We start from the raw sequence: 20,836 nt of genomic DNA on the forward strand, positions 1-20,836 counted from the left end.
TGCGAGGGGCGTCCTACTGGATGTTCAGGCGGAGCGGGTGGGAGGCGTCCACGGGACACGTGAAGATGCGCAGTTCACCGAACCGGCCGACATTGAGATCCGGATCACGGCCGCTGTCGACCGTGAGGAACAGACGGGCCTTCGCACCGCAGGCACAGTCGATCGGGACCAGGTCCGTGAGGTGCCAGCTCGGCCAGCCTCCGGCCTTCCATCCCTCCAGGCAGGCCAGAGTGCGGTGGTACTCGATACCGTGCTCCTCGGCCCAGGCCTCTGCTTCGCCGAAGAGCTCCCCGGGCAGTTCGTCCTGGGCCGGGAGGTCCGTCACCTCGACCGGATCGAGCAGGCAGGGCCGGGGCACGTACGAGGCCACGGCGTCGACCGGCACGGGGACATCCCGTACGGCGGCAAGCGAAGCGGCCGAACGGTAGTGCACCTCGACGGCGGGTCCCCAGTAGTGCGCCTGCCCCGGCAGTTCGGAATGCTCCTTCGGGCACCACAGAACCTGCAGCACGTCCATGCCCTCCGGCCAATCGGCCACGGGTACGTCCTGCTTGAGGAGCTGCAGGACCCCGATCAGCGGTACGCCGGGGACGCTGGACACCGGCACTCGCCGGACCCGCTCCCACGTGACCTTGTCGAGCACCCCGGCACCGTCCATGATCCGCGAACGGATTTCGGCTTCCTCCCGAATGACCTCGTACGCATCGTGGACCTTCCCAGCCCGCCGGGCTCGCCAGTCCCGGTCGATCCGCTGCAAAGTCTCCCGATCCGCATCGGAGAGCTTTTCCCGCACCTCGACCATGTGAGGGCCCTGACACCGGGGCCACTCCTCGTCGCCGGGCCACAGCATCGGACCACCGATATGACTGGCGTCCGGTGACGGCTCACCCGCCCTGGGACGCAGCAGCACGGCCTTGCGGGCGTGCGCGGCAAGGGCGGGTATGCCGGCGAGCAGCGCCTCGACGGTCGGATTCACGGCTGTCATACGGACGACGGTAGTAGCTGTTGCCAGCAGCCCCGTTCGAAGCCGCACGCGACAAGCCGGCCCCACCGCTGCCGGCCCGCCGAGCAGTTCTGCGGACAGCTGGTATCAGCGGCAATTACGGCGATTCGGCAGGACGGGTGGTGTCGCCCCACGGCGGGAACACCTTGTTCGGCAACCCCCTGCGGAACGGGAATCCACGGCCGGGCCGATTCCGCCTGAGGTCGGCCTGAGGATTCTCGCCTGCCCGCGTCGACAGTGCCCGCGATATGGGTTGCATGTCGGTTTCGGTGAAAGTGCTCGAGAACGGCTCGTCGACGGCATACAGTCCCAGGTCAAGAAGCCTGCTCCCCGCGCAGGTTGGAAGCCTCCCGACGGCACTTGACCCGCAAATACCATCGCCCCCTCCTCCGCAATCACGAGTAGGGGGCGGGGGGCTGTTCCTTTTCGGTAGGGTGCTGCCCCTGCTCCGGGAAGGGCACGACCGTGGAAGACGAACCCCTCGACCGGTGGGCCGCCCGCCGCGAAGGCCGCCTGCGCAAGCCGGGCGAACTGAAAGCCGTCACTCTCAGCAGCGGCCCGCAGCGCGCCGCCCACCTCGACCCCGACGCCCTGCGCCTGATCCTTGAATGGGACGGCTTCGCCTGGCAGCCGCTGACGACGGTGGAGAACTACGCGGCGGCCTGCCAGGTCCTCAACCCCTCAGCCCAAGCAGAAGCAGCCCAGCTGCCCGGCCATACGCCACGCCTCGGCAAGGGAAGCGGACGGCACCGCAAGCCCTGAGCCACGCACCTATGTCCCCGCCCCAGCAGGCGAAGCCAGCCGCGGTACGACGCCGTCATTTCGAGGTACGCCTAGGGAATGGAACAAGAGACGGAGTCGGCTGGCCGTGGCGACGCTGAACGGTCCGTGCATCGGTCTACTGCCCTTGCTGCCCTTGGGGGAGCTCTGATCGGAGCCCTGTCCGGGCTGCTGGGAAGCGGGCTCGGCTACGTTCAGGGAGAGAAGACGCAGAACGCCACCGCAAGCGCGCGACGAGTTGACATCAGACGAACCGCATACGTCGAGTACGCAGCCAGCTGTCACGCCTTTGAGACCGCGATCATCAGGCTCGCGCCGATGGTCGGTGCCGACTCCGACCAGAACGAAAGACGGCGCGAGTTTCGGGAAGGGTTCATCCCCGTCGTCGACAGAATGAACCGGGCGGGCATGACCGTCCGCCTGGTGGGCAGTGACAGAAGCCGGACTCTCTTCACCGACGTTGAACAAGGGTGGCGCGGCGTGACCTACAAGGTCAGCGATGCCTACGGGAAACCGGTGCCAGACCTGAAGAAGTTCATCATCGAGATCACCGAAGACCTGAAAGACTTGCAGCGGGCTCTCAACGAGTTCCTGGACGAAGTCGATGGCGAGGTCCTCTGACTCACTGCCGAGCTACCGCTCCGCAGTGACGATCTACTCCTGCAGAGTGCTGCGGAGTAAAGAACAGTGAGGGGCCGCCGCCACGTCGTCGACCGCCACCCGTCCGGCGCCGACCACGAAGCAGGTCACGCCGGGCCATGTGCAGCGGTTCCGTGAACGTCCGCATCCTCGTGCTCTCGTGGACCGTCCGAGCCGTTGTCGTCATGGGTGCCGGGGCGCAGGGCCCAGGCCTGGCCTGTCTCGGCCAGGACGAACGGGTCGCTCTCGAGGACGGCGCGGCGTACCGCGTCGTACGCGGCCGGCGCGGGGATGCAGTCCTCGGTGATGAGTTCGGTGACGCAGTCCGTGATGAACTGCGCGGCCCTCTCGGGCATGGCGAGACCCCCGACAGGTGCTGCCGGGGGTCTCGCCATCTGATGGTTCTCACCCGGGCAGGTGACTCATTTCACCGGGGAAACGATCCCGCCGGTGCTTCAGCTGGCAGCCGGGTCCCATGTGTGTCTTCGGCGCGCCGCTTCGCAGCTTGCCGTCGGCCCTGTCTGATGGGAACCGTCGTCCTGGCCGTCCAAGGAGAGAGCACCATCGTGACCACCACCGAGCAGATTGCCCGTGACGCCGTACGCCGCGTCCTGGGGGACAGTGTCCACGCCGACGTGACCGCCTTCCCCGGCGGAAACCTTTCCATCAGCGTGCACAGCGGAGACCACACGGCCACCATCGACGGCGACGACAGCAGCGGATGGGGCTGGACCGTTGACCCGGGAACCGATGACGGATTCACCGGGCACGAGGACATTGCGGAAACCCTCGACGACGCCCTGATGGGCGTACGTGGAAAGATCGGCGGCTGAGACTACGACGTCCTGTGCCAGCGGGTACATCCCTCGCGCGGACGCGGAGCTGTTCGCGGTGTTCACCGGGGCGGACGTCATCAAGGCCGTCCGCTGGCGGTATGGACTGGCTACTCCTCGGGCTCCCAGGCGATCAGCTGCTCGAACACCTGCTGGTCGCCCTCGATCTTCAGGTCGCTCAGGGTGAGGCGGCCCCAGACGAAGAGGAGCAGCTGCTCGGCCGTGCCCGTGGCCGAAGCGGAGGCGGGCGCGGCGTCGTCCGTGAGGGGTGCGGGCCAGGCGCCGGTGCCGTCCAACGCGAGGAGCCAGGAGCGGCCCTCGGTGGCGTGGTAGTGGATGGTGGCGGTCTCGTGCGGCCAGGCCGCCGGGGTGGAGTTGCAGGTGTCGAGGAACTCGGCCACGCCGTCGATCGCGACGTCCGCCGGCATCGGCTGCACGGCGCCTGCGGCGAGCTGGGCGTCGTAGGTGTGCACCAACACCTCGTGCACCCGGCGCCGGGCAACGCCCCGGGCATTCGCCGGCGATACGCCGGCGGCCCACCACGTCCAGCACTCGCGCTCCGGGCCGGCCTCGCGCAGCGCACTCAGCAGCAGCTCGTTCGACTCGGCGTACCAGGCCAGCAGCGCCTCGAGCTCGCGCGGCGCCTCCGCGGCATCCTTGGCCGGTGGAGCCTCTGCCGGGCCCGCGGCGACGATTGCGGCCCACCAGCGCTGGCCCGTACCCAGGTGCTGCACCAGATCGAACAACGTCCATTCGGGGCAGGACGGCACCGGCGCCTCAAGGCTGGGCGCGGCGGCAACCGCACTCCGGAACGCGGCCGACCGCTCGTCGATCAGTTGCAGCAGGGTGGAAAACTCAAGACTCTCTGTCACATCGCTTACCTATCACCCCAGCTCAGCCGACTGCACCCTATTTTCCAGGCCGTCAGCTGCGATGGGAGTGGCTGCCGCAGGAGCTCGGCTTCGGGTCCGGGATGACATGCTGGCGCCGGCTGCGGGACTGGCACGAGGCCGGGGTGTGGGACCGGCTGCACCAGGTGCTGCTGACCGAGCTGCACCGTGCCAGGAAGCTGGACTGGTCCCGGGCGGTGATCGACGGCTCCCACCACCAGGCCCGTCGGGGTGGCCCAAAACCGGGCCGAGCCCGGTCGACCGTGCCCGGCCCGGCTCGAAGCGCCACGTCATCACCGACGCAGGCGGCACCCCGCTCGCCATCACCCTGACCGGTTGCAACCGCCACGACATCACCCAGCTGCTGCCCCTGCTCGACGCGATCCCGCGGATCCGCGGAGTGACCGGTCGCCCCCGTCACCGGCCGCGGCAGTTGTTCGCCGACCGGGGCTACGACTTCGACAAGTACCGTCGGCTTATGTGGAAGCGCGGCATCAAGCCGGTCATCGCCCGACGCGGAGTTCCGCACGGCTCCGGCCTGGGCTCGGTCTTGGCCGGTGAAGCGCGGCATCAAGCCGGTCATCGCCCGACGCGGAGTTCCGCACGGCTCCGGCCTGGGCTCGGTCTTGCTGGGTAGTCGAGCGGACGAACGCGTGGGTCCACGGCTTCCGACGGCTGCGGATCCGCTGGGAGATCCGCGACGACATCCACGAGGCGTTCCTGAAGCTCGCCCCGACCTGCTCAACCTGCACCGGGACCGCAACAGCCTGGAACGAAATCGCGGGCAACACCCGCTCCGGTTACACCGCCGAACTGTCCCGGCGACTCTTCGATACCTGACCGCACGACGCGGGCCAGCACCAACGACGCCAGCGCCAACGCTCGGGCCGGCGACTGCACGCTCGCAGCATCTGGCCAGCGGGCACGCGCTCTCGAGTCCCTCAGGTCAGGCCGGAAGCCTGGAGCAGCTTGGTGACCGCCTCCAGCAGTGGGGCGCCGACAGCGCCCACAGCCTCCGCGATGCGCCTGAGTCGTTCAGCGGCCGCGCGGACCCTGCCGGGGTTTTGGTCGTCGGTGCGAGCGGCCTGTTCGACGTCCTCATGGGCCTGGGCCAGCTCTTGCCGCTGCTCTTCCGAGAGCAGGCCGGACAGTTCGGAGACGTGGCCGGACAGGTCACGAAGCTCTTCGCGGCTGATGGGCTTGATAGCGAAGTCTCGGTTGTGCGCCTGGGCGTGAGGGCCAAATGCGCTTCCGTAAGCCCCACCGTGGACATTGTAGGTGTCGCCTGTGCTCATAGTGATGTGCCCTCCGTGCTCGACGTGGATGTGCAGGCTCGGCTCGGCCGGCACTGCATAGTCGTGGCCGATCGTCTTCTCGATGACGCGGTCGAGCGATCGGAGGAGGCCCAGGCTCTCGCGGCGCAATTCCCTGCGTAGGTCGTCGATCACGTCCGGCGGGGCGAGCGACTCGATGCGCTGCGCCATGTCCAGCAGCGGGATCTGCTCGACACCCGCCCTGTGCTCGCGGTTGAGGATCTTCAGCCGCTCCGCAAGATAATCCCGCAGGCGCTGACGGTCCAGCGCCGCGTCGCCCCGTCGCCACGCCCGGATCGCGGCGCGCAGCGACTCGCGCTCGGTGTGCAGCCGCCACAGGTTTCCCCGGACCTGCCGCGCGCGGTTGCCGTCACAATGCGGGAAGAACGTGACCCTCCAAGACGGCATCCGCTGACCCCCGAATTGCACTGGTCGGCAGCGGAAATGGACGCCGTCCCGCCGCATGGCGCTCGGCGGGAGCCCTTTGTCGGTGTGCCATTCGGTGAGAACCATCGGCGTGCCCGCCTCGACCAGGTCGTACCGCACCTCGCTGCCGTGTCGAGTGGTGGTCTCGGCAAATCGCCGCGCCAACTGGCGGCCAACAGACCCGAGCGGCACCGGGCCGTCGTCCCGCCAGGGCAGACCGACCGGGACAGACAGGTAATCGAGGTCCGTGCGCCACGCGGACGTCCAGGTCTGATCGGGCCAGCGCGAGGTGAACGCGACATCGACCCGCGTCGACATCCGATCGCTGTACAGCCGCCGGTAACACGGGATCATCGTGATCGCGTGCTCTTCCCGCTGAGGATGGAAACCTGGGCGGGTAGCTTGCCGGAAATGCGGCGCAGGGAAGCGCAGCAGTCCGGCCGCATCACAAAAGGCACGCTCCCCTGACCAGTCGCGGATCGCGCCCCCCGGCCGATCCCGCACCATGCCGGTCCCCCGCACGAACTCGGCACCCGCGATGGGGTCCGGCCAACTCGGCCTGCGCAACCGCCCGGTAGGTCCCTCGGCGAGCACGCGGAGGTCAGCGATCGGGAACTGGACGACACCGAACTCACGGTAGATCCGCGAGAACCTCCTGCCGTTGGACACCCACCGCACGCTAGCACCGCCACCGATCGGCAGTGCCGCATTTGGGCATACGGCTCCCCTGGCCTAGCCAGATCGGAAGCCGTCCGCAGCCATCGCCTGATGGGAGCCCCATCAGGGACTAATGCGAGCACTAGCCACACTGCGGCTGTCTCTTGGGCGTCCGCAACGCCCAAGAGACCAGCATCATTGTGGCACGCCGACAACGGCGCGACGTGCCGCAACAGCGACCCCATGGCGCGCAGACCGCCCTGAGCCAGGCTCGCTCGACACGCTGGCCGCGCACGACACGGCGCCCGGACCGGGAGGGTGACCTCCCGGTCCGGGCGCCGTCCTGCGATGCGGTTGCCCCGAACCCGCCCTCGTCACGATCGGATCTGCACGTGGTGATGAAGTGTGCGCGATGCGCTGTGACTCGTCACGCTGCTGAGCTGCACTGTCGTCTCGGGAGTCGAACCCGATGCGCTGCTCTCCGCGCGCCAGCCGGGCCGGTAACCGCCGGCCCTCGGTTGTGCACGCCTCCGGAGTGACTACCTGCTCCACATCGCGGGTCTCAGTCCAGGAGGTCGGCCTCCCAGTTGGTGCGCTGGATGCGTACGTCGATTTCACGGATCTCGCGGGCGGCGTCGTCGGCGCGAGCGCGCAGTTCGGCGACGGGCAGCGCGGGGAGCACGATCAGCTCGGAGCGCAGCTGGCGGCCGTAGCCTCGTTCCCCGCTGCCGGCGGCGGCGTCGGCAGCCGAGGTGAGCACGGAGTGACGCAGGCGCAGGGTGTCGCGGCGGGCGAGGGCGTCGGTGAGGGTGCCGTCGGCGCCCATGTCGACGGCGGCGTTGGTCCGGTTGATGCTCCGGATCAGGGACTCGAGCGTGTCGAGGGTCTCGGTGACCTCGGCGAGCAGCACGGCCGGGTCTTCAGCGGGGGTCTCGCCCTCTTGGTGGCGGGCGTTGGCCACGATGCGGGCCCGCAGCTGTTCGACACGGCGGGCCGCTTCGGCGCGCTTCGCCAGGGCTTCGCCGAGCTTCATCGTGGTGGTCCGTCCCGTCCCTTGGCGCTGTTCGTCGTGCGGTACTGCTGCGCTGATCACCCTACGTCAGGTCACGGGCCGGCCCGCCAAAGCACTATGCAGTGACCTGCATGAAGGTCGTGAAGCTGCGGCACCGGCAAGCCGTCGCTCCAAAGGCCTTCTGGGAGGGCGAACCAGGCTGGCTGCAAGCGCCGTCGCCAGCCTTGGCTGGGGGAGCAGAAACGGCGGCTACGAGGACGCAACGGGTCGCGACACTTGGGCGGCGACCAAGGGTGCGTACTCGGCGACCACCGGCCAGCTCCTGGATGCCTGCTGGGGGCAGCTCTGCCGCTCCTGAACGCAGCCGTGACCGCCCCGCCCATAGCCGAGGAGCCTTCCGTGCCTGACAGCCGCCGGCCCCTGCCAGGCCGAACCCGCCGGCGCCGAACCGCGACGATGGTCCTGTCTACCGTGCTCATGCTCGCAGCCGGCCTCGGAACAGCCGGTCCGGCAAACGCGGAAACGATTCCGCAAGCCGGTCCGAACGCCACGGTCGCAGTCAGTCGGGAAGAGAAGGACCTGCGTACCGAGTGCGCCACCCATCCGGAGGCGAACACCCGCAAGGGCTGGGTGAAGAGCCGCTTCGAGACGTGTGGCACCAACCCGTGTACCTCAAGCTCATGGACAAAGAGCGCCGCCTGAGGGGCGAACTCTGAACCGGTGGCGGCTCCGGCGGCAGGCGACGGCGGGGCCGCTCGATGTTGCCCGCCCGGGCGACGGAGGGTGACGGGGCAGGCGAGTTCCGGCCAGTGTGCCGTATCGGGGAGTTGGCCAGAGCCGGTGGCAGGGAGGGTTTGGGGCTGGGGACTTGGCCGCCTCGCCAGTGTCGTCGAGTTCGGCCTGGGGGTCTGCTCCTCAGATATGTGCCCAGCACTTATACGCTGGCGTTCGCTTACGGTGAGCCCGACCCGCGGACCGGCATGCGCACCACCACCACGACCACACCCGACGGGAATGTGCGCCGCTACGTGGTGGACAAGGCGTACCGCATCGTAGAGAGCCGCGATCCACTGGGCTCGGTGACCCGTTCCACCTACGACGCCCGAGGTCGGCTGGTCGCCCTCACCGATCCGCTGCAGCGGACCACCGTCTTCGGCCGTGACGACGAAGGCAGGCTGGTCACCGTCGTGCGCCCGGACGGCCGGGAGCTCATCACCGAGTACGACGAGGCGGGGCGCCCCGTGCTCCAGACCGAGGCCGACCGCACCTCGTGGCGGTTCACCTACGACGAGCGCGGCAACCGCACCTCCCGCACCAGCCCGGTCGGGGCCACGATTCGCTACACGTACGACGCCTCGGGCGGCATTTCGTCCGTGACCGATGCGCTCGGAGCCACGACCCGCGTTCGCTGCGACCGCGCCGGCCTGCCCGTCCAGATCACCGACCCGGTCGGGGCGGTCACCCGCTACGAACGGGACGAGCTGGGGCGGCCGGTGCGGATCACGGACGCGCTCGGCAAGACCACCGTGCTGGAGTGGACGACGGAGGGCCGGATCGCGCGGCGCACCGACCCCGATGGTTCCTCCCAGTCCTGGACGTACGACGGCGAGGGCAACTGCATCCGCCACACCGACGCGCTCGGCGGGACAACAGTCGTCGAGTACGGCGAGTTCGACGTCGTGAAAGCCCGTACCGGTCCGGACGGCGCCCGCCACACCTTCGTCCACGACGCACGACTGCGTCTGTCCGAGGTGATCAACCCGCACGGACTCAGCTGGCGATACACGTACGACGCCGCCGGAATGCCGGAGTCGGAGACCGACTTCGACGGCCGCACCGTGCGGTACGTCCACGATGCGGCCGGGCGATTGGTCACCCGGGTCAATGCGGCGGGCCAAGCAGTCCGCGTGGAATACGACCTCCTCGACAACCGCATCCTGAAGGACGTCGACGGCGCCGTCACCCGGTACGAGTACGACTACTCCGATCGCGTTGCGGCGATCACCGGCGCCGAGGGGACCCTGACGTACCTCCGCGACCGCTTCGGACGTACCCGCGAGGAGACCGCCGACGGCCGGACGCTCCTGCGCACCTACGACGAGCTGAGCCGCGTGACCTCCCGGACCACGCCTTCCGGAGCAAGGGCTGAATGGACGTATGACGCAGCCGGCCGGCGAAGCGGGCTGACCTCCTCCGGACGCCGGATCACCTTCGAACGGGATGCGCTGGGCCGCGAAACGGGCCGCCGCATCGGCGACGCGGCGGCCCTGGGCCTTCAGCGTGACGAGCTCGGCCGCTTGACGGAACAGCAGCTGACCGGCGCCGACGGCATCCTGCTCCAGCGGCGCGGCTACGCGTACCGGGCCGACGGGTACCTGGTGGGCGTGGAGGACGAACTGTCGGGCGCCCGGACGTACGCGCTGGACCCGGTCGGCAGGGTCACCGCGGTGAGCGCCCACGACTGGAGCGAGCGATACGCCTACGACGCCGCAGGCAACCAGACGGAAGCCGTCTGGCCGGCCGCTCACCCGGGCGGCCCCGACGCCACCGGGCCGCGCACGTACGAGGGCACCCGGCTCACCGGCGCGGGCCGCGTCCGGTACGAGTACGACGCCATGGGCAGGATCACGCTCCGCCAGCGCACCCGGCTCTCGCGCAAGCCCGACACCTGGCGCTACGACTGGGACGCAGAAGACCGGCTCAAGGCGGTCACCACCCCCGACGGCACGCTGTGGCGCTACGCCTACGACGCCCTCGGCCGGCGCAGTGCCAAGCGCCGCATGGCCGCGGACGGTGTCACCGTGGCCGAGGAGGTCACCTTCGTCTGGGACGGGATGACTCTGTGCGAGCAGACGACGACCTCGGCGGACCTGCCGCACACGGTCACCTTGACCTGGGACCACGACGGCCTCCAGCCGCTCGCCCAGACCGAGAGACTGGCCGATGCGGACGGACGGGAGATCGACAGCCGCTTCTTCGGGATCGTCACCGACCTGGTTGGCACGCCGACGGAACTCGTCGACGAAGCGGGTGGGATCGCGTGGCGCACGCGTAGCGCCCTGTGGGGAACAACGACCTGGAACGCGGACGCGAACGCCTACACGCCGCTCCGCTTCCCCGGGCAGTACTTCGACCCTGAATCGGGTCTGCATTACAACTGCTTGCGGTACTACGACCCCGAGACCGCCCGCTACCTGTCGGTCGACCCCCTCGGCCTCGGCCCCGCGCCCAATCCGGTCGCCTACGTCTCCAACCCGCACACCTGGTCCGATCCGCTGGGCCTCAGCCCGTGCCCGCCCAAGGGCGAGAAGAGCAACCCGTTCAAGCTGCGGTCCGACGCCGAGCGTGCGGCGTTCGACGCCGCAGGAGTCCCTTTCGGGACCACTCCTGATGCCGAATGGATCGTCATGGGTGACAAGACTCTGAAGAACATGCCCGGACACGTCTACTCAAGCGATCCCACTCACTGGGGCAACTTCCGGCAGTTCGAAACGCCGAACGGCTCCCGCGTCGTCGTCGAGCACACCGATGATCCCGCCGGACCGCACTTCCACGCGGGCGGCCCGAAGGGCAGCACGATCGAGGACCAGTCGCGCTCCGGAGTGAATTTCGGCTGGGACAACACGGTCGACGGCTACGGGACAATGGAGCGCTACCGAGCCATCGACAAGCCCGGTGGAGACCACCACTTCTTTTACGAGGAGAAATGAGTGCCCACAAGCGAGCACAACCTCATCGAGCTCATTCGGAGCAGTGGCCTCGAGGTGGACGCCGTCGAGGGCAATGACCTCGGTCCGTCGGTCGACGCCGCCTGGCGCGCGATGGCGGGCTTCGGCGTGGAGCCCAGTGCAACCCTTCCCCTGAAGGGCGAGCTCGGAGAGGTCCACCAGCTGTGGCTCGACCACGCCCGTCGGGCCGGTGTCATCGGCGAAGACGGGACGTTCCTCCTCACGGCGGTAGTGACCGGCAGTGCTGCGGTCGGCTGGGTCCGCGTGCGCCTGACGGAAACAGCCGATGTATCCCGCCTCCTCGACGACCAGGGCCGAATCGAATTCATCGCCCGCTCCTCATCCGGCGGCCACATCTGCGGCGTCACCGCGGAGGAATACGACTACTGGGTGGTCACCCTGTCCCTCTGACAGCGACAGCCCTATGTGTATTGCCCAGTGAGGTTGGGGACGCGGCTGGCGGGTGGTTTGCCTGCGAGCGCGGTGTGTCCGCGGTGCTGATTGTAGGAGTGCAGCCAGCCGGGGAACGCGTCACGTCGTTCGTGCTCTGAGCGGTAGGGGCGGGCGTAGGCCCACTCGTCCAGCAGGGTGCGGTTGAGCCGTTCGACCTTGCCGTTGGTCTGAGGCCGGTAGGGCCGGGTTCGCTTGTGGGTGATCCCGGCCGCCGCGAGCGCGTCGCGCCAGGTGTGGGACTTGTAGCAGGCGCCGTTGTCGGTCAGGACGCGTTCGACGGTGATCCCGGCGCTGGTGAAGTAGGCGTGCGCCCGGGTCCAGAACGCGGTGACGGTGTCCTTCTTCTCATCGGCCAGGATCTCGCTGCAGGCGAGGCGGGAGTGGTCGTCGACGGCGGTGTGGATATAGCTGTAGCCGGCGCTGGAGCGGTTCTTGCGGCCGGCCTGGCGGCCGAGGGTCTTGTGGCCGCCGCGGTCGGGGATGTTGCCGAGTTTCTTGATGTCGACGTGGACGAGTTCGCCGGGACGGTCGCGCTCGTAGCGGCGTATGGCGGTCCCGGTGGCGCGGTCCAGGTGTGCGAGGCGGGCCAGGCCGAAGCGGGTCAGCACGCGGTGCACGGTGGAGGCGGCCACGTTCAGCAGTCCTGCGATGCGGGCCGGACCCCACCGCCGCAGGATCCGGACCTTGATGATCCGTCGCTCGGTGCGGCTCGCTGTCCGCCGGGGGCTGTGGTGCGGGCGGGAGGAGTGGTCGGCCATGCCGGCCTGGCCCAGGGCCCGGTAGCGGGCCGCCCACCGTTGTGCCGTGGTGGGTGAGACCTGGAAACGTTCCGCTGCCCGGCCCTGGGCCAGCCGTCCTCGACCACGCAGCGGGCCAGCCGCAGACGGCCGGTCTCGGTCAGGGGTGCATTACGGTGGGGCATGAGGGCCTTCTGCTGGTTGGTGTAGACGTCGCAATCCACACCGAACCCGGAAGGCCCTCACCCGTTCAAGATCCCTCGGCCGAGACCTGCATCACCCGTCCACAACCTCCCGGGACAGAACCCCTAGGCCATGTCCGCAATGTCGGTTGGTCGTTGCTCTGTTCGTGGTGCGTCGTCATGAAGTGACTGATCAGGCCTGGGAAGTCATCGGACCTTTACTGGCTCCGCCCCGGATGGGTCGTCCGGTGCGGGACCGGCGGCAGGTTCTCAACGGGATTGTGTGGAAGCTGTCCACGGGGGCGGCCTGGAGGGACCTGTCCGAGCGGTATGGGCCGTGGAAGACCGTCTACGAAGGGTTCCGCCGCTGGTCGGCAGACGACACGTGGGACCGGCTCCTGGCCCACGTCCAGCAGCACTCAGACGCGGTCGGCGAGGTGGACTGGACGATCGTGTGCGTCGACTCCACCACCGTGCGGGCCCGCCAGCACGCGGCCGGAGCCCGAAAAGGGGGCCCTGGACCGGCGAGGCGCTCGGACGCTCCCGCGGCGGACTGAGCACGAAGATCCACCTCGCCTGCGACGGGCGGGGCCGGCCACTAGCGTTCACGCTCAGCCGGCAGGCGCACCGCCCCCAGCAGCCGGGCCAGTACCGCGGATTGACAGGCGGCCGGTGAGTGGGCGGATCGCGAACCCGGGTGCGGTCGTCGCGACAGGCCGTCATTCTGTGCGTCATGCCTTCGTACCCGCATCAACTGTTCACAGCGCCCGTTTCGGCCATCGACGCAGACATGGTTCGTAGTTTCCTCGACCTGCGGATTGGGGAGAGCTTCACGATCGACTACAAGCGGAACGTCGATGCGGTCACCGAAACGGTCGCCGCGATGGCCAACAGCTACGGCGGGATCGTGCTGGTCGGTGTCGACAACGGTCCGAAGAACCAGAACCTTCCAGGCCCACTGAGCGGCGTGCGGCCGTCCGACAAGGACAAGCTCGTCACCAAGACGGTCACAGTGTTCGACCCGTTTGGATGGTGCCCGGACGTCATCCCAGTTGAGATCGACGGGGGCGACGCGCTTGGTCGTCTGCATCGACCCCGACCAGGCCCCGCGGCCCCTGCTGTACAGGGGCACTGTCAAGGTCCGTGTGGATGGCAGGAATGACACCGCCGACCGTCGGCTCCTGCAGTTGCTGTTCCAGTCAGCGGACGAGCCGACGGCGGTTCCCAGTATTGATCCCCGATTCGTTCCCGACCAATACAGCGCTCCGCGACACAGGTCCGCGTACAGGGAGACTCCGCCGGATGTGATCATCCTTGCCTCGACCTCACGTCCACTCCGGCGGGACGGTGCCCGTCGGCGGCTTCGCGGCCACCATCGACGCTCTGACTTCCGCGTTGAGCGACCGCCAGGGATTGCCTTTTACCAATTCGAGGTACCCACTGCCTGCTCTGACGGAGCTGGCCACAGCGGTTTGCCAGGAGCGTCTCAGCCAGTGGGAGGTAGACCCGGATCACGGAAACAGCCGCTTCAAGCCCCGCGCTGGCAGGGCCACGCGTCGAGCTGGGCGTGGGCAAGCCCTGCGCCGGCTGGGCAAGCCGAAGTGGGCTCCTTGAGGGAGCACTTCGGACCCTCCTTCGGAACCCACTTGGGTGCCCGACGCCGAGGGTGGAGGTAAACGTGCTGGTCAGCATGCGTGACGGCGTGAAAACCGCGCCGTCACGCCCCTCTTCACCCCTCTTGTTGTCCGTATGGGAGGAGATCATCGGGTTCCAGGGGGGCACGGCGCCCTCCACGACTGGACTGGCCCGGCTTGCGGCTGGCAGATGGACGCGTGTGACGAAGGGGTGGAGCTGATGGCAGGCAGGCGGCTGACGAATCCGGCGGGGTCTTCGAACGATCTGCGGGGTGATGTGCTGCGCGTGCTCGGGGTGTTGAAGGTGGCGACGGCCGACCAGATCCAGCGAATCGCTTCACCTCATCTGACCTACCGGCACACGACGAAGGCGACCGCCTCCGAGCGGAAGACTGCCCGTACCGCCTCGCACGCGGGTGCGCTTTCCGATCTGCGCAAGCACGGCCTCGCCGAGAACGGCGGCACCACCCGGGCGGGGAGTCGCTGCGCAACCTGACCACCAAGGGCCTGGAGGCCGCCTCCTACGAGCTCGGGCGCCCGCTCACGGAGATGGGCTCCACCGCCCGTGGTGCGGGCTCCAGCGGGGCCACCCACCCCATGGCCGTCAACGAGACGGTCATCGCGATGCTCCGCCCGAAGCCCGACCTCCGGCTGCTGACCCGGGAGCCGGCGGAGGCCAAGGCGGCCGCGCAGGCCGCCGTCAACGCCCCGGCCGGTATTGGCACGATCGCCTCGTACGCGACGGAGGTCCCGCTGCCCGCCACCGGCACGTGGGGTGCGCCGGGCAAGGGCGGCGTCCAGGCCGACATCGTGCTCACCGCCCCGCAGGACGGGATCCCGCTGTTGTTCATCGAGGTCGACAACTGCCACGAGACCGCCGAGGAGATCGCGGCAAAGCTGTTGAAGTACTCCAGGTTCTTCAAGCGGCAGATTAAGGACACCGACGGCAAGGACAAGCCGATGTGGCGCACCCGCTGGATGGCCCGCGTCGCGGAGCGAGGGGAGGCCCCGCACCCGCCCGTGCTGATCGTCTTCAACCACATCGGCGCCCGCGACCCCAACCGCACCGTCCCGCGGCTGCAGGAGCTGACCCGGCCGCTGTGGGCGGGCGAGCCGGCCGACGGGTTCAGCAGCTACGACCGGAAGATCCCGATCATCGCGACAGGCCTGCGCAACCTGCGCGAGCACGGCCCCAACGGACCTGTCTTCCTCCGCTTCGGCCGCACCCACATGCAGCCCCTGCGCGACGCGATCGGCAACCCCCGCCGCGACGCCGCCCTCGCCCGCAGAGCGGAGCGGGCGCGAGCACAGCAGGCGGAGTACAAGGAGCAGCTGCGCCGCGCGGCCGAGCAGAAGAGGGCCGAGCGCGAGGCCGCCCGCCCTGCCTGCGCCGGCTGCGGGACGAAGTTCGACAACGACCGATGGCAGACCACCCGCCTCTCTCCGGCGCCGGGCTACCGGTGGGACCCGACGCTGTGCGAGCCGTGCGAGGCCAAGACCGTCGCGGCCGCGGACCAGGCCGAACGCGACCGCCTGGAGGCGGAGGCCGCCGCGACCGCCGAGAAGGCACGCGGCTGGCGCTCCCGCTTCCGCCCCGGGCAAGCTCCCTGAGAGCTGGGCAAGCCTCCCGCTGACAGTGTGGGCAAGCCCAAAGCGACTCAGGGCATGCTCCCGCTGTCGGAGGAATGTCGGGATGCACGGACAGGTGGTGAAGAGTTGTTGCGTCAGTCGTTTGTCGGGCGCCAGATTCGGCTTCGGCGTGTCGCGATCTCAGCGCATATGACGGCGATGATGACACCGCCGATGGCGATACTGAGGGAGCCGGCGGCCACGAGTCCGGCGGAGAGTTCGCCTCCGTCGCCGATGGAGAGCAGCATCTGGCCGAGTAGGTACGTAGCCACTCCTGCGCCTGCTCCCACGACAGCGAGGGGAACGGAGAGGTTCCAGAGGGCCACCCTGAGGTAGAAGTTTCTGTCGCTTCGGAACGAGGCCACGGGGCCGAGGCTTCGCGCCTGGTCGTCGAATACGGAGGCTGCACCCACGATTCCCGCGAGGACTAAGGCAAGCAAGCCGATCAGTGCGGCGTCCAGGACCCACTTGACGTAGTCGCTTCGGGCTTGCGCGCCTAGCATCCCGGACTCCACCGGCACGTCAAGCATGGGGAAGCCCAGCGTCCGGTAGGCGGCATCCCAGATTTGATCGGCTCCGATTGCGCCTGAGGTGTTGAAGACCACGAGGGAGACGTTTGCGGGGTCGGTGATGTTTGGGCGTTGGGTGGTGATGCTCACCATGTCCGGTGAGAGGCCGAGTACTGCCAGTGCTGTGCGGGGCGTGGTCTCAACGGTCGGTATTGCGCCAGTCAGCTCTGTGACAGCCGTGGGGCAGGTGGTGAGTGTTCCAAAGAATGCCAGTGAGTTGCAGTCGGCAGACAGGGTTGTGCGGCCGCCCTCGCGATAGATGAGGGCTGTGGGATGGCCTGGGAGCTGCTGGCGGAGCTGGTCGAAGCGGGATGGATCGCCTGATGCCTTGATCAGGACGGCGTTGCGGTTGTTTACGCCGGCCAGGCGCTTGGCGACGATTTCCGGGCCTTCGAGCTGGCTGGTGACGACTTGGCCCAGGGTCGTGAGGCCGAGCCCCACAATCATTGCCGCACTGAGTACGGCGAGGACGACGGGTCTGGCGGCGAGCCACCGGCCGGCGATGAGTCCTGCCGCGTCGCCTCTGCGGAGGGAATGCGAGGCGATCGCCGCCCCGAGAGAGCCTGACAGACGTCCGGCAAGGACGGGGAGGACTGCGAGTACGAGGATGACTCCGAAGAAGAAGACGACCCGTCCCGGGCCGTCTGCCCGCCACGTTCCGTACAGGCACAGGGAGGACCCGATCGCGGACAGCACCGATACCGTCCGTCCGGGCGTGGCTCTGGTCTGCTGTGGGCGGGTGGTGGTTCGCTTGGGGGGAATCGCGTAGCGCAGCGCGCTGATCCCCAGGACGAGGGTGGCCGCGGCAAGGATCAGCAGGGGCATCCATATGCGCAGTGAAGCCACATCACCGGCTGAGACGGTGTATCTGGTGAAGGGAAGGGCGGTGTCCCACAGGGTCGTGGCCCACGCAGCGGCTGCTGCCAGGAGCGAGCCCGCTAGCACAGGGGCCGCAGCTTCACCGGTGACCACCAGCAGGCGCGCTGCAGGTGAAGCTCCCAGGGCCTCGAGCATCGAGATTCGGCGGTCTCTCAGCTCCGCGCCGCCGCGCACCACGACCATGAGGGAGGCAGCGGCCGGCAGCACGGTGAACAGCAGGAGGAGTATCCAGAGGTCGCCGGAGGGGCGTTCGAACTGGTGGCTCACGGTGAAGTAGTCGATGAACTGAGAGTTCGGATGCCCGAAGCCTGTTATGCGTGTTCTGTGACTCGTCTCGCCGAAGATTCCTTCGATGGGGGACCGGGTGTACACGAGCAGCTCATTGGGTTCGGTGAGGCCCGTTCGCCCGATGGTCCCACCCATCGTGCCGTAGCGGGAGACGAGAGTTCCTGCCGCATGCTTCGCAGCCTGAGGTGAAAGAAAGGCCTCACCCTTCTCAGGCCACCTCTCAAGGCCTGGCGGCGGACTGGCATCCGGCTGGAGTGGCTCCAGGAAGATGACCGATATGGCCTGACCATCGACGTAGTCCGGGCGCTCCAGCCACAGGGCCACTGCTTCTTGGCTCTGCTCAGCCATGACCGGGGAACGGGCGTCCTGCCGTTCCTGACGAGCGGCCAGACTGGCATCCACGGCCAGGAGGCTCCAGGCCACCCACAGTACGAGGAAGGATGCCGCGAACAGTCCGAAGCGGTGAACCAGGGCGGATACGCCGCTCGACGTTCCTACCCGGTGACCGAGCCGGACCATGGCCACGTGCCTTCTCACCTGCGGCCCTCCGAGTCCGTAAGGAGGCGTCCTTCGGTGAGTTCAAGCGTCCGGTCGGCACGGGCTGCAATCTGGGGATTGTGGGTGACCACGATCAGCGCACACTGAAAGCGGGTGGGCAGGTCGAACAGCAGATCAGCGACGACGTCGCCCGTCCGCTGGTCGAGGGAGCCAGTGGGTTCGTCCGCCAAAACCACAGAAGGCCTGCCGATGAGTGCGCGGGCGACGGCGACACGCTGACGCTCTCCGCCCGACAGTGATGCGGTGTTCTTGGATGAGGATTCCAGTACGCCGAGTTCGTCCAGCAGGCTCTGTGCGTCCGCGTATGCCTTCTTCGCGTTGCCGCCGGCGAGCAGGACCGGTAGTGCGGCATTCTCCAGGGGCGACAGTTCGGGTATCAGCTCACCGAACTGATAGACGGTGCCCACGGTGCGCAGTCGCATTGCGGCTCGCTCGCCTGCAGATGCCTGGGAGATGTCGACGCCGGCGATGCGGATGACACCGGACGAGGCGGGGATCAGACCGCTGAGGCTGCAGAGGAGAGTCGTCTTCCCCGAGCCGCTGGGGCCGGTCACCGCCACGGATGACCCGGCAGCAACACTGAGGGACAGCCCGTTCAGAAGACGGCGATCACCGATGCTGTAGTGCAGATCTTTCACTTCTACTGCGGCCGTCTTTTGATCGTGCAGGTCGGTTCTCATGCTTCCTCGTTGTCAGCCGGGCAGCGCGGAGCCGGGTGTACTGAACATTCCGGCTCCGCGCGATGAACATGTGTTGGATCAGGGCCGGTACTTCCAGGGGCCGTAGGGGTCGGTTGCCCAGTCACGAATCTGCTGTGAGCGGTGCTTCTTGACCCGGTTGGTGCTGCTGAGGTCGAATCCGCCGTTGCAGGTGCCGTTTCCCGCCTGCGCCCATGCCTCGTGTGCGGAGTTGTCGTCCCGCGTGAAGTGGGCCTTCACAGAGTTCCCGTCCTGGTCCATGTCGCACGCTAGGGCACCACCCCAGCTGACACCGGTATGCCAGTCCGTGACGTCATCGCTGTAGCTGTTGTAGATGTAGGACCTGTCGGCGTTTGCGACGGGGGCGCTTAAAGCGACGGCGGCTGTCACGAGAACAGCCACTTTGGCGATGCGGTTCATGAATGGATTCCTCTCCAATTGAAGGGCCCGCAGGGGCCCGATACGAGACGGCGGCTGGCCAACCAGCGCGTCGTCTGTACAGCTGCATGGTCGTCAGACCCTGAAGTGTCTTGCCGGCTAGTAGCGCTGGCCTGGCCGGAATGCCTCCGCACCTTCAGCGGCGGGTGGCCACCCGCGAGGCTCCGTCACTCCTCGAACCGGATCGCAGTTCATCGAACCGCGCAACTGTGGGGGCAACGTCCTGCCAGGGCAACCGGAGCGAAGCTGTCGTGGCAGGCCCTGATACCTCTTTGGGGGACCCCGGGGGAGACTGTGGTCCCGACATCGGCCGAAGCACGGTAAGCGGCGGTAGAGATCAGACAGGTGCCTGGCGGACAGCCAAGTCACCGTCGAGCGCAGCCCGTCCGAACCGCTTCGCAGTGATGACCTGGGACATCAGCGCGAGGTCTCGCTCCAGCGTCCGGTTGACCTCGCGCCCAAGTGGCATCGAGTAAGACGTCGTTTCTTATGGCGTGATCGTTCGTTGAACCGTGCATGACGGACTTGGTTGAGCGGCTGGTGCCGGATGAGTTGTGGGTCCTGTTTCGGCGGGTGGTGCCGCCGACTGAGGTGATACGCCCGCAGGGCGGGGGCCGACGGCGGGCGGGTGACCGCGAGGCGCTGGCGGCAATCATCTTCGTGGCGACGTCGGGCTGCACGTGGCGGCAGCTCCCGCCGGTGTTCGGCCCGAGCTGGCAGACGGTCTACCGACGCTTCGCCCAGTGGAGCAGGGCCCGTGTCTGGGCTCGGCTCCACCGAGTGATCCTCGACGAACTCGGAGCTCGAGGCGATCTGGACTGGTCTCGGTGCGCGATCGACTCCGTCAGTCTCAGGGCCGCAAAAGGGGGCCACTGACAGGACCGAATCCGACCGACCGCGGCAAGCCGGGATCGAAAATCCACCTGATCACCGACCGGAATGGACTGCCGATCTCGCTGGGGATCTCGAGCGCCAACATGCACGACAGTCTCGGCCTTGAACCGCTCGTGCGCGGGATCCCGCCCATCCGGTCCCGCCGCGGCCCACGGCGACGAAGGCCGGCGAAGTTGCACGCCGACAAGGGGTACGACTATCCCCATCTGCGTCGATGGCTACGCAAACGCGGCATCCGCCATCGCATCGCGCGCAAGGGGATCGAGTCCTCAAAGCGGCTCGGCCGACACCGCTGGGTCGTTGAGAGAACCGTGTCCTGGCTCGCCGGCTGCCGTCGGCTCCACCGCCGATACGAGCGCAAGGCCGAACACTTCCTCGCCTTTGTTGGCATAGCCGCTGCCCTGATCTGCCACCGCCGCCTCACCAAATGAAACGATGTCTAAGAAGCGCAGCGAAGCCAGGGCGTCGCCGGTCACTTGATGTCTGGGTCCGGCGCCCATGTTCTGGCGAGGTGGAATGCGACGCGGGTGGGTGGGATGGGACTCCGCGAGATGGGTGAAGGCAGTTGTGCGCGAGTGATCTGACGCGGGCCCGTG

The 20,836-nt window shown here is 68.1% G+C and carries 17 protein-coding genes and 3 pseudogenes; 11 read left to right on the plus strand and 9 right to left on the minus strand.

Going from position 1 to position 20,836, the window contains the following annotated elements; genetic code table 11:
- Positions 1 to 13: 13 nt before the first annotated feature.
- Entirely contained in the window at positions 14 to 985 is a 972-nt protein-coding gene (locus AB5J51_RS41320) for a hypothetical protein (RefSeq protein WP_369780556.1), read from the minus strand.
- Between the two features lie 483 nt (positions 986 to 1,468).
- On the opposite strand from AB5J51_RS41320, the gene AB5J51_RS41325 reads away from it, so the two are divergent.
- Both AB5J51_RS41325 and AB5J51_RS41330 read left to right on the plus strand, forming a co-directional pair.
- Positions 1,469 to 1,765, plus strand: a complete 297-nt coding sequence (locus AB5J51_RS41325) for a DUF6087 family protein (protein WP_369780557.1) — start codon at positions 1,469 to 1,471, stop codon at positions 1,763 to 1,765.
- A 78-nt stretch (positions 1,766 to 1,843) separates the two neighbouring features.
- A complete protein-coding gene (locus AB5J51_RS41330) occupies positions 1,844 to 2,404 on the plus strand; it encodes a hypothetical protein (protein WP_369780559.1) in 561 nt (186 codons plus the stop codon).
- Positions 2,405 to 2,529: 125 nt separating this feature from the next.
- Here AB5J51_RS41330 and AB5J51_RS41335 read toward each other — a convergent pair whose 3' ends face one another.
- Positions 2,530 to 2,778: a hypothetical protein gene (locus AB5J51_RS41335; protein ID WP_369780560.1), complete on the minus strand. Its 249-nt coding sequence runs from the start codon at positions 2,776 to 2,778 to the stop codon at positions 2,530 to 2,532.
- Positions 2,779 to 2,988: 210 nt separating this feature from the next.
- On the opposite strand from AB5J51_RS41335, the gene AB5J51_RS41340 reads away from it, so the two are divergent.
- Complete coding sequence (locus tag AB5J51_RS41340; RefSeq protein ID WP_053791172.1) at positions 2,989 to 3,255, plus strand: hypothetical protein; 267 nt, start codon at positions 2,989 to 2,991, stop codon at positions 3,253 to 3,255.
- Positions 3,256 to 3,365: 110 nt separating this feature from the next.
- Here the strand turns inward: AB5J51_RS41340 and AB5J51_RS41345 are convergent, their stop codons facing one another.
- Positions 3,366 to 4,127 carry a maleylpyruvate isomerase family mycothiol-dependent enzyme gene (locus AB5J51_RS41345; RefSeq protein WP_369780562.1) on the minus strand — a complete coding sequence of 254 codons (762 nt, stop codon included), beginning with the start codon at positions 4,125 to 4,127 and terminating at the stop codon, positions 3,366 to 3,368.
- Positions 4,128 to 4,183: 56 nt separating this feature from the next.
- Between AB5J51_RS41345 and AB5J51_RS41350 the strand changes: the two are divergent.
- Positions 4,184 to 4,985, plus strand: a pseudogene (locus tag AB5J51_RS41350) (IS5 family transposase); the annotation flags it as partial.
- Between the two features lie 101 nt (positions 4,986 to 5,086).
- On the opposite strand, the gene AB5J51_RS41355 reads toward AB5J51_RS41350, so the two are convergent.
- Together AB5J51_RS41355 and AB5J51_RS41360 are read right to left on the minus strand one after the other, a co-directional pair.
- Positions 5,087 to 6,553, minus strand: a complete 1,467-nt coding sequence (locus AB5J51_RS41355) for a hypothetical protein (RefSeq protein ID WP_369780563.1) — start codon at positions 6,551 to 6,553, stop codon at positions 5,087 to 5,089.
- Positions 6,554 to 7,103: 550 nt separating this feature from the next.
- Complete coding sequence (locus AB5J51_RS41360) at positions 7,104 to 7,574, minus strand: DIP1984 family protein (protein ID WP_369780713.1); 471 nt, start codon at positions 7,572 to 7,574, stop codon at positions 7,104 to 7,106.
- Positions 7,575 to 8,476: 902 nt separating this feature from the next.
- Between AB5J51_RS41360 and AB5J51_RS41365 the strand changes: the two genes are divergently transcribed.
- The gene (locus AB5J51_RS41365; protein WP_369780564.1) at positions 8,477 to 11,263 is read left to right on the plus strand and encodes an RHS repeat-associated core domain-containing protein; all 2,787 of its coding nucleotides are present in this window, start codon (positions 8,477 to 8,479) and stop codon (positions 11,261 to 11,263) included.
- Positions 11,264 to 11,692, plus strand: a complete 429-nt coding sequence (locus tag AB5J51_RS41370; RefSeq protein WP_053784989.1) for a hypothetical protein — start codon at positions 11,264 to 11,266, stop codon at positions 11,690 to 11,692. It begins immediately after the preceding gene.
- 11 nt (positions 11,693 to 11,703) lie between these two features.
- On the opposite strand, the pseudogene AB5J51_RS41375 reads toward AB5J51_RS41370, so the two are convergent.
- A pseudogene (locus AB5J51_RS41375) lies at positions 11,704 to 12,656 on the minus strand (IS481 family transposase).
- A 146-nt stretch (positions 12,657 to 12,802) separates the two neighbouring features.
- On the opposite strand from AB5J51_RS41375, the pseudogene AB5J51_RS41380 reads away from it, so the two are divergent.
- The 4 genes and pseudogenes from AB5J51_RS41380 to AB5J51_RS41395 form a co-directional block, all read left to right on the plus strand.
- A pseudogene (locus tag AB5J51_RS41380) lies at positions 12,803 to 13,269 on the plus strand (IS5 family transposase); the annotation flags it as partial.
- 117 nt (positions 13,270 to 13,386) lie between these two features.
- Entirely contained in the window at positions 13,387 to 13,815 is a 429-nt protein-coding gene (locus tag AB5J51_RS41385) for a helix-turn-helix domain-containing protein (protein WP_369780565.1), read from the plus strand.
- A 692-nt stretch (positions 13,816 to 14,507) separates the two neighbouring features.
- On the plus strand, positions 14,508 to 14,783 hold the full coding sequence (locus AB5J51_RS41390; RefSeq protein WP_369780566.1) for a hypothetical protein: 276 nt from the start codon (positions 14,508 to 14,510) through the stop codon (positions 14,781 to 14,783).
- Positions 14,780 to 15,898 carry a replication-relaxation family protein gene (locus tag AB5J51_RS41395; RefSeq protein WP_369780714.1) on the plus strand — a complete coding sequence of 373 codons (1,119 nt, stop codon included), beginning with the start codon at positions 14,780 to 14,782 and terminating at the stop codon, positions 15,896 to 15,898. Before AB5J51_RS41390 ends, AB5J51_RS41395 begins: the two co-directional genes overlap by 4 nt.
- A 113-nt stretch (positions 15,899 to 16,011) precedes the next feature.
- Here the strand turns inward: AB5J51_RS41395 and AB5J51_RS41400 are convergent, their stop codons facing one another.
- From AB5J51_RS41400 to AB5J51_RS41410, 3 genes are all read right to left on the minus strand, one after another.
- Complete coding sequence (locus AB5J51_RS41400; RefSeq protein ID WP_369780567.1) at positions 16,012 to 18,000, minus strand: FtsX-like permease family protein; 1,989 nt, start codon at positions 17,998 to 18,000, stop codon at positions 16,012 to 16,014.
- 185 nt (positions 18,001 to 18,185) lie between these two features.
- Positions 18,186 to 18,890 (minus strand): ABC transporter ATP-binding protein, encoded by a 705-nt coding sequence (locus tag AB5J51_RS41405; protein ID WP_369780568.1) that lies wholly within the window; start codon positions 18,888 to 18,890, stop codon positions 18,186 to 18,188.
- Positions 18,891 to 18,968: 78 nt separating this feature from the next.
- Positions 18,969 to 19,328 carry a hypothetical protein gene (locus tag AB5J51_RS41410; protein ID WP_369780570.1) on the minus strand — a complete coding sequence of 120 codons (360 nt, stop codon included), beginning with the start codon at positions 19,326 to 19,328 and terminating at the stop codon, positions 18,969 to 18,971.
- Between the two features lie 534 nt (positions 19,329 to 19,862).
- On the opposite strand from AB5J51_RS41410, the gene AB5J51_RS41415 reads away from it, so the two are divergent.
- Positions 19,863 to 20,671, plus strand: a protein-coding gene (locus tag AB5J51_RS41415; RefSeq protein ID WP_369780571.1) for an IS5 family transposase whose coding sequence is annotated in 2 segments (ribosomal slippage) — positions 19,863 to 20,217 and positions 20,217 to 20,671 — 810 coding nt in all. Because the reading frame shifts where the segments join, the coding sequence is not laid out codon by codon here.
- The last annotated feature ends 165 nt before the right edge of the window (positions 20,672 to 20,836 follow it).

The sequence above is a fragment of the Streptomyces sp. R33 genome (genome assembly GCF_041200175.1).
GTDB classification, from domain to species: domain Bacteria; phylum Actinomycetota; class Actinomycetes; order Streptomycetales; family Streptomycetaceae; genus Streptomyces; species Streptomyces katrae_B.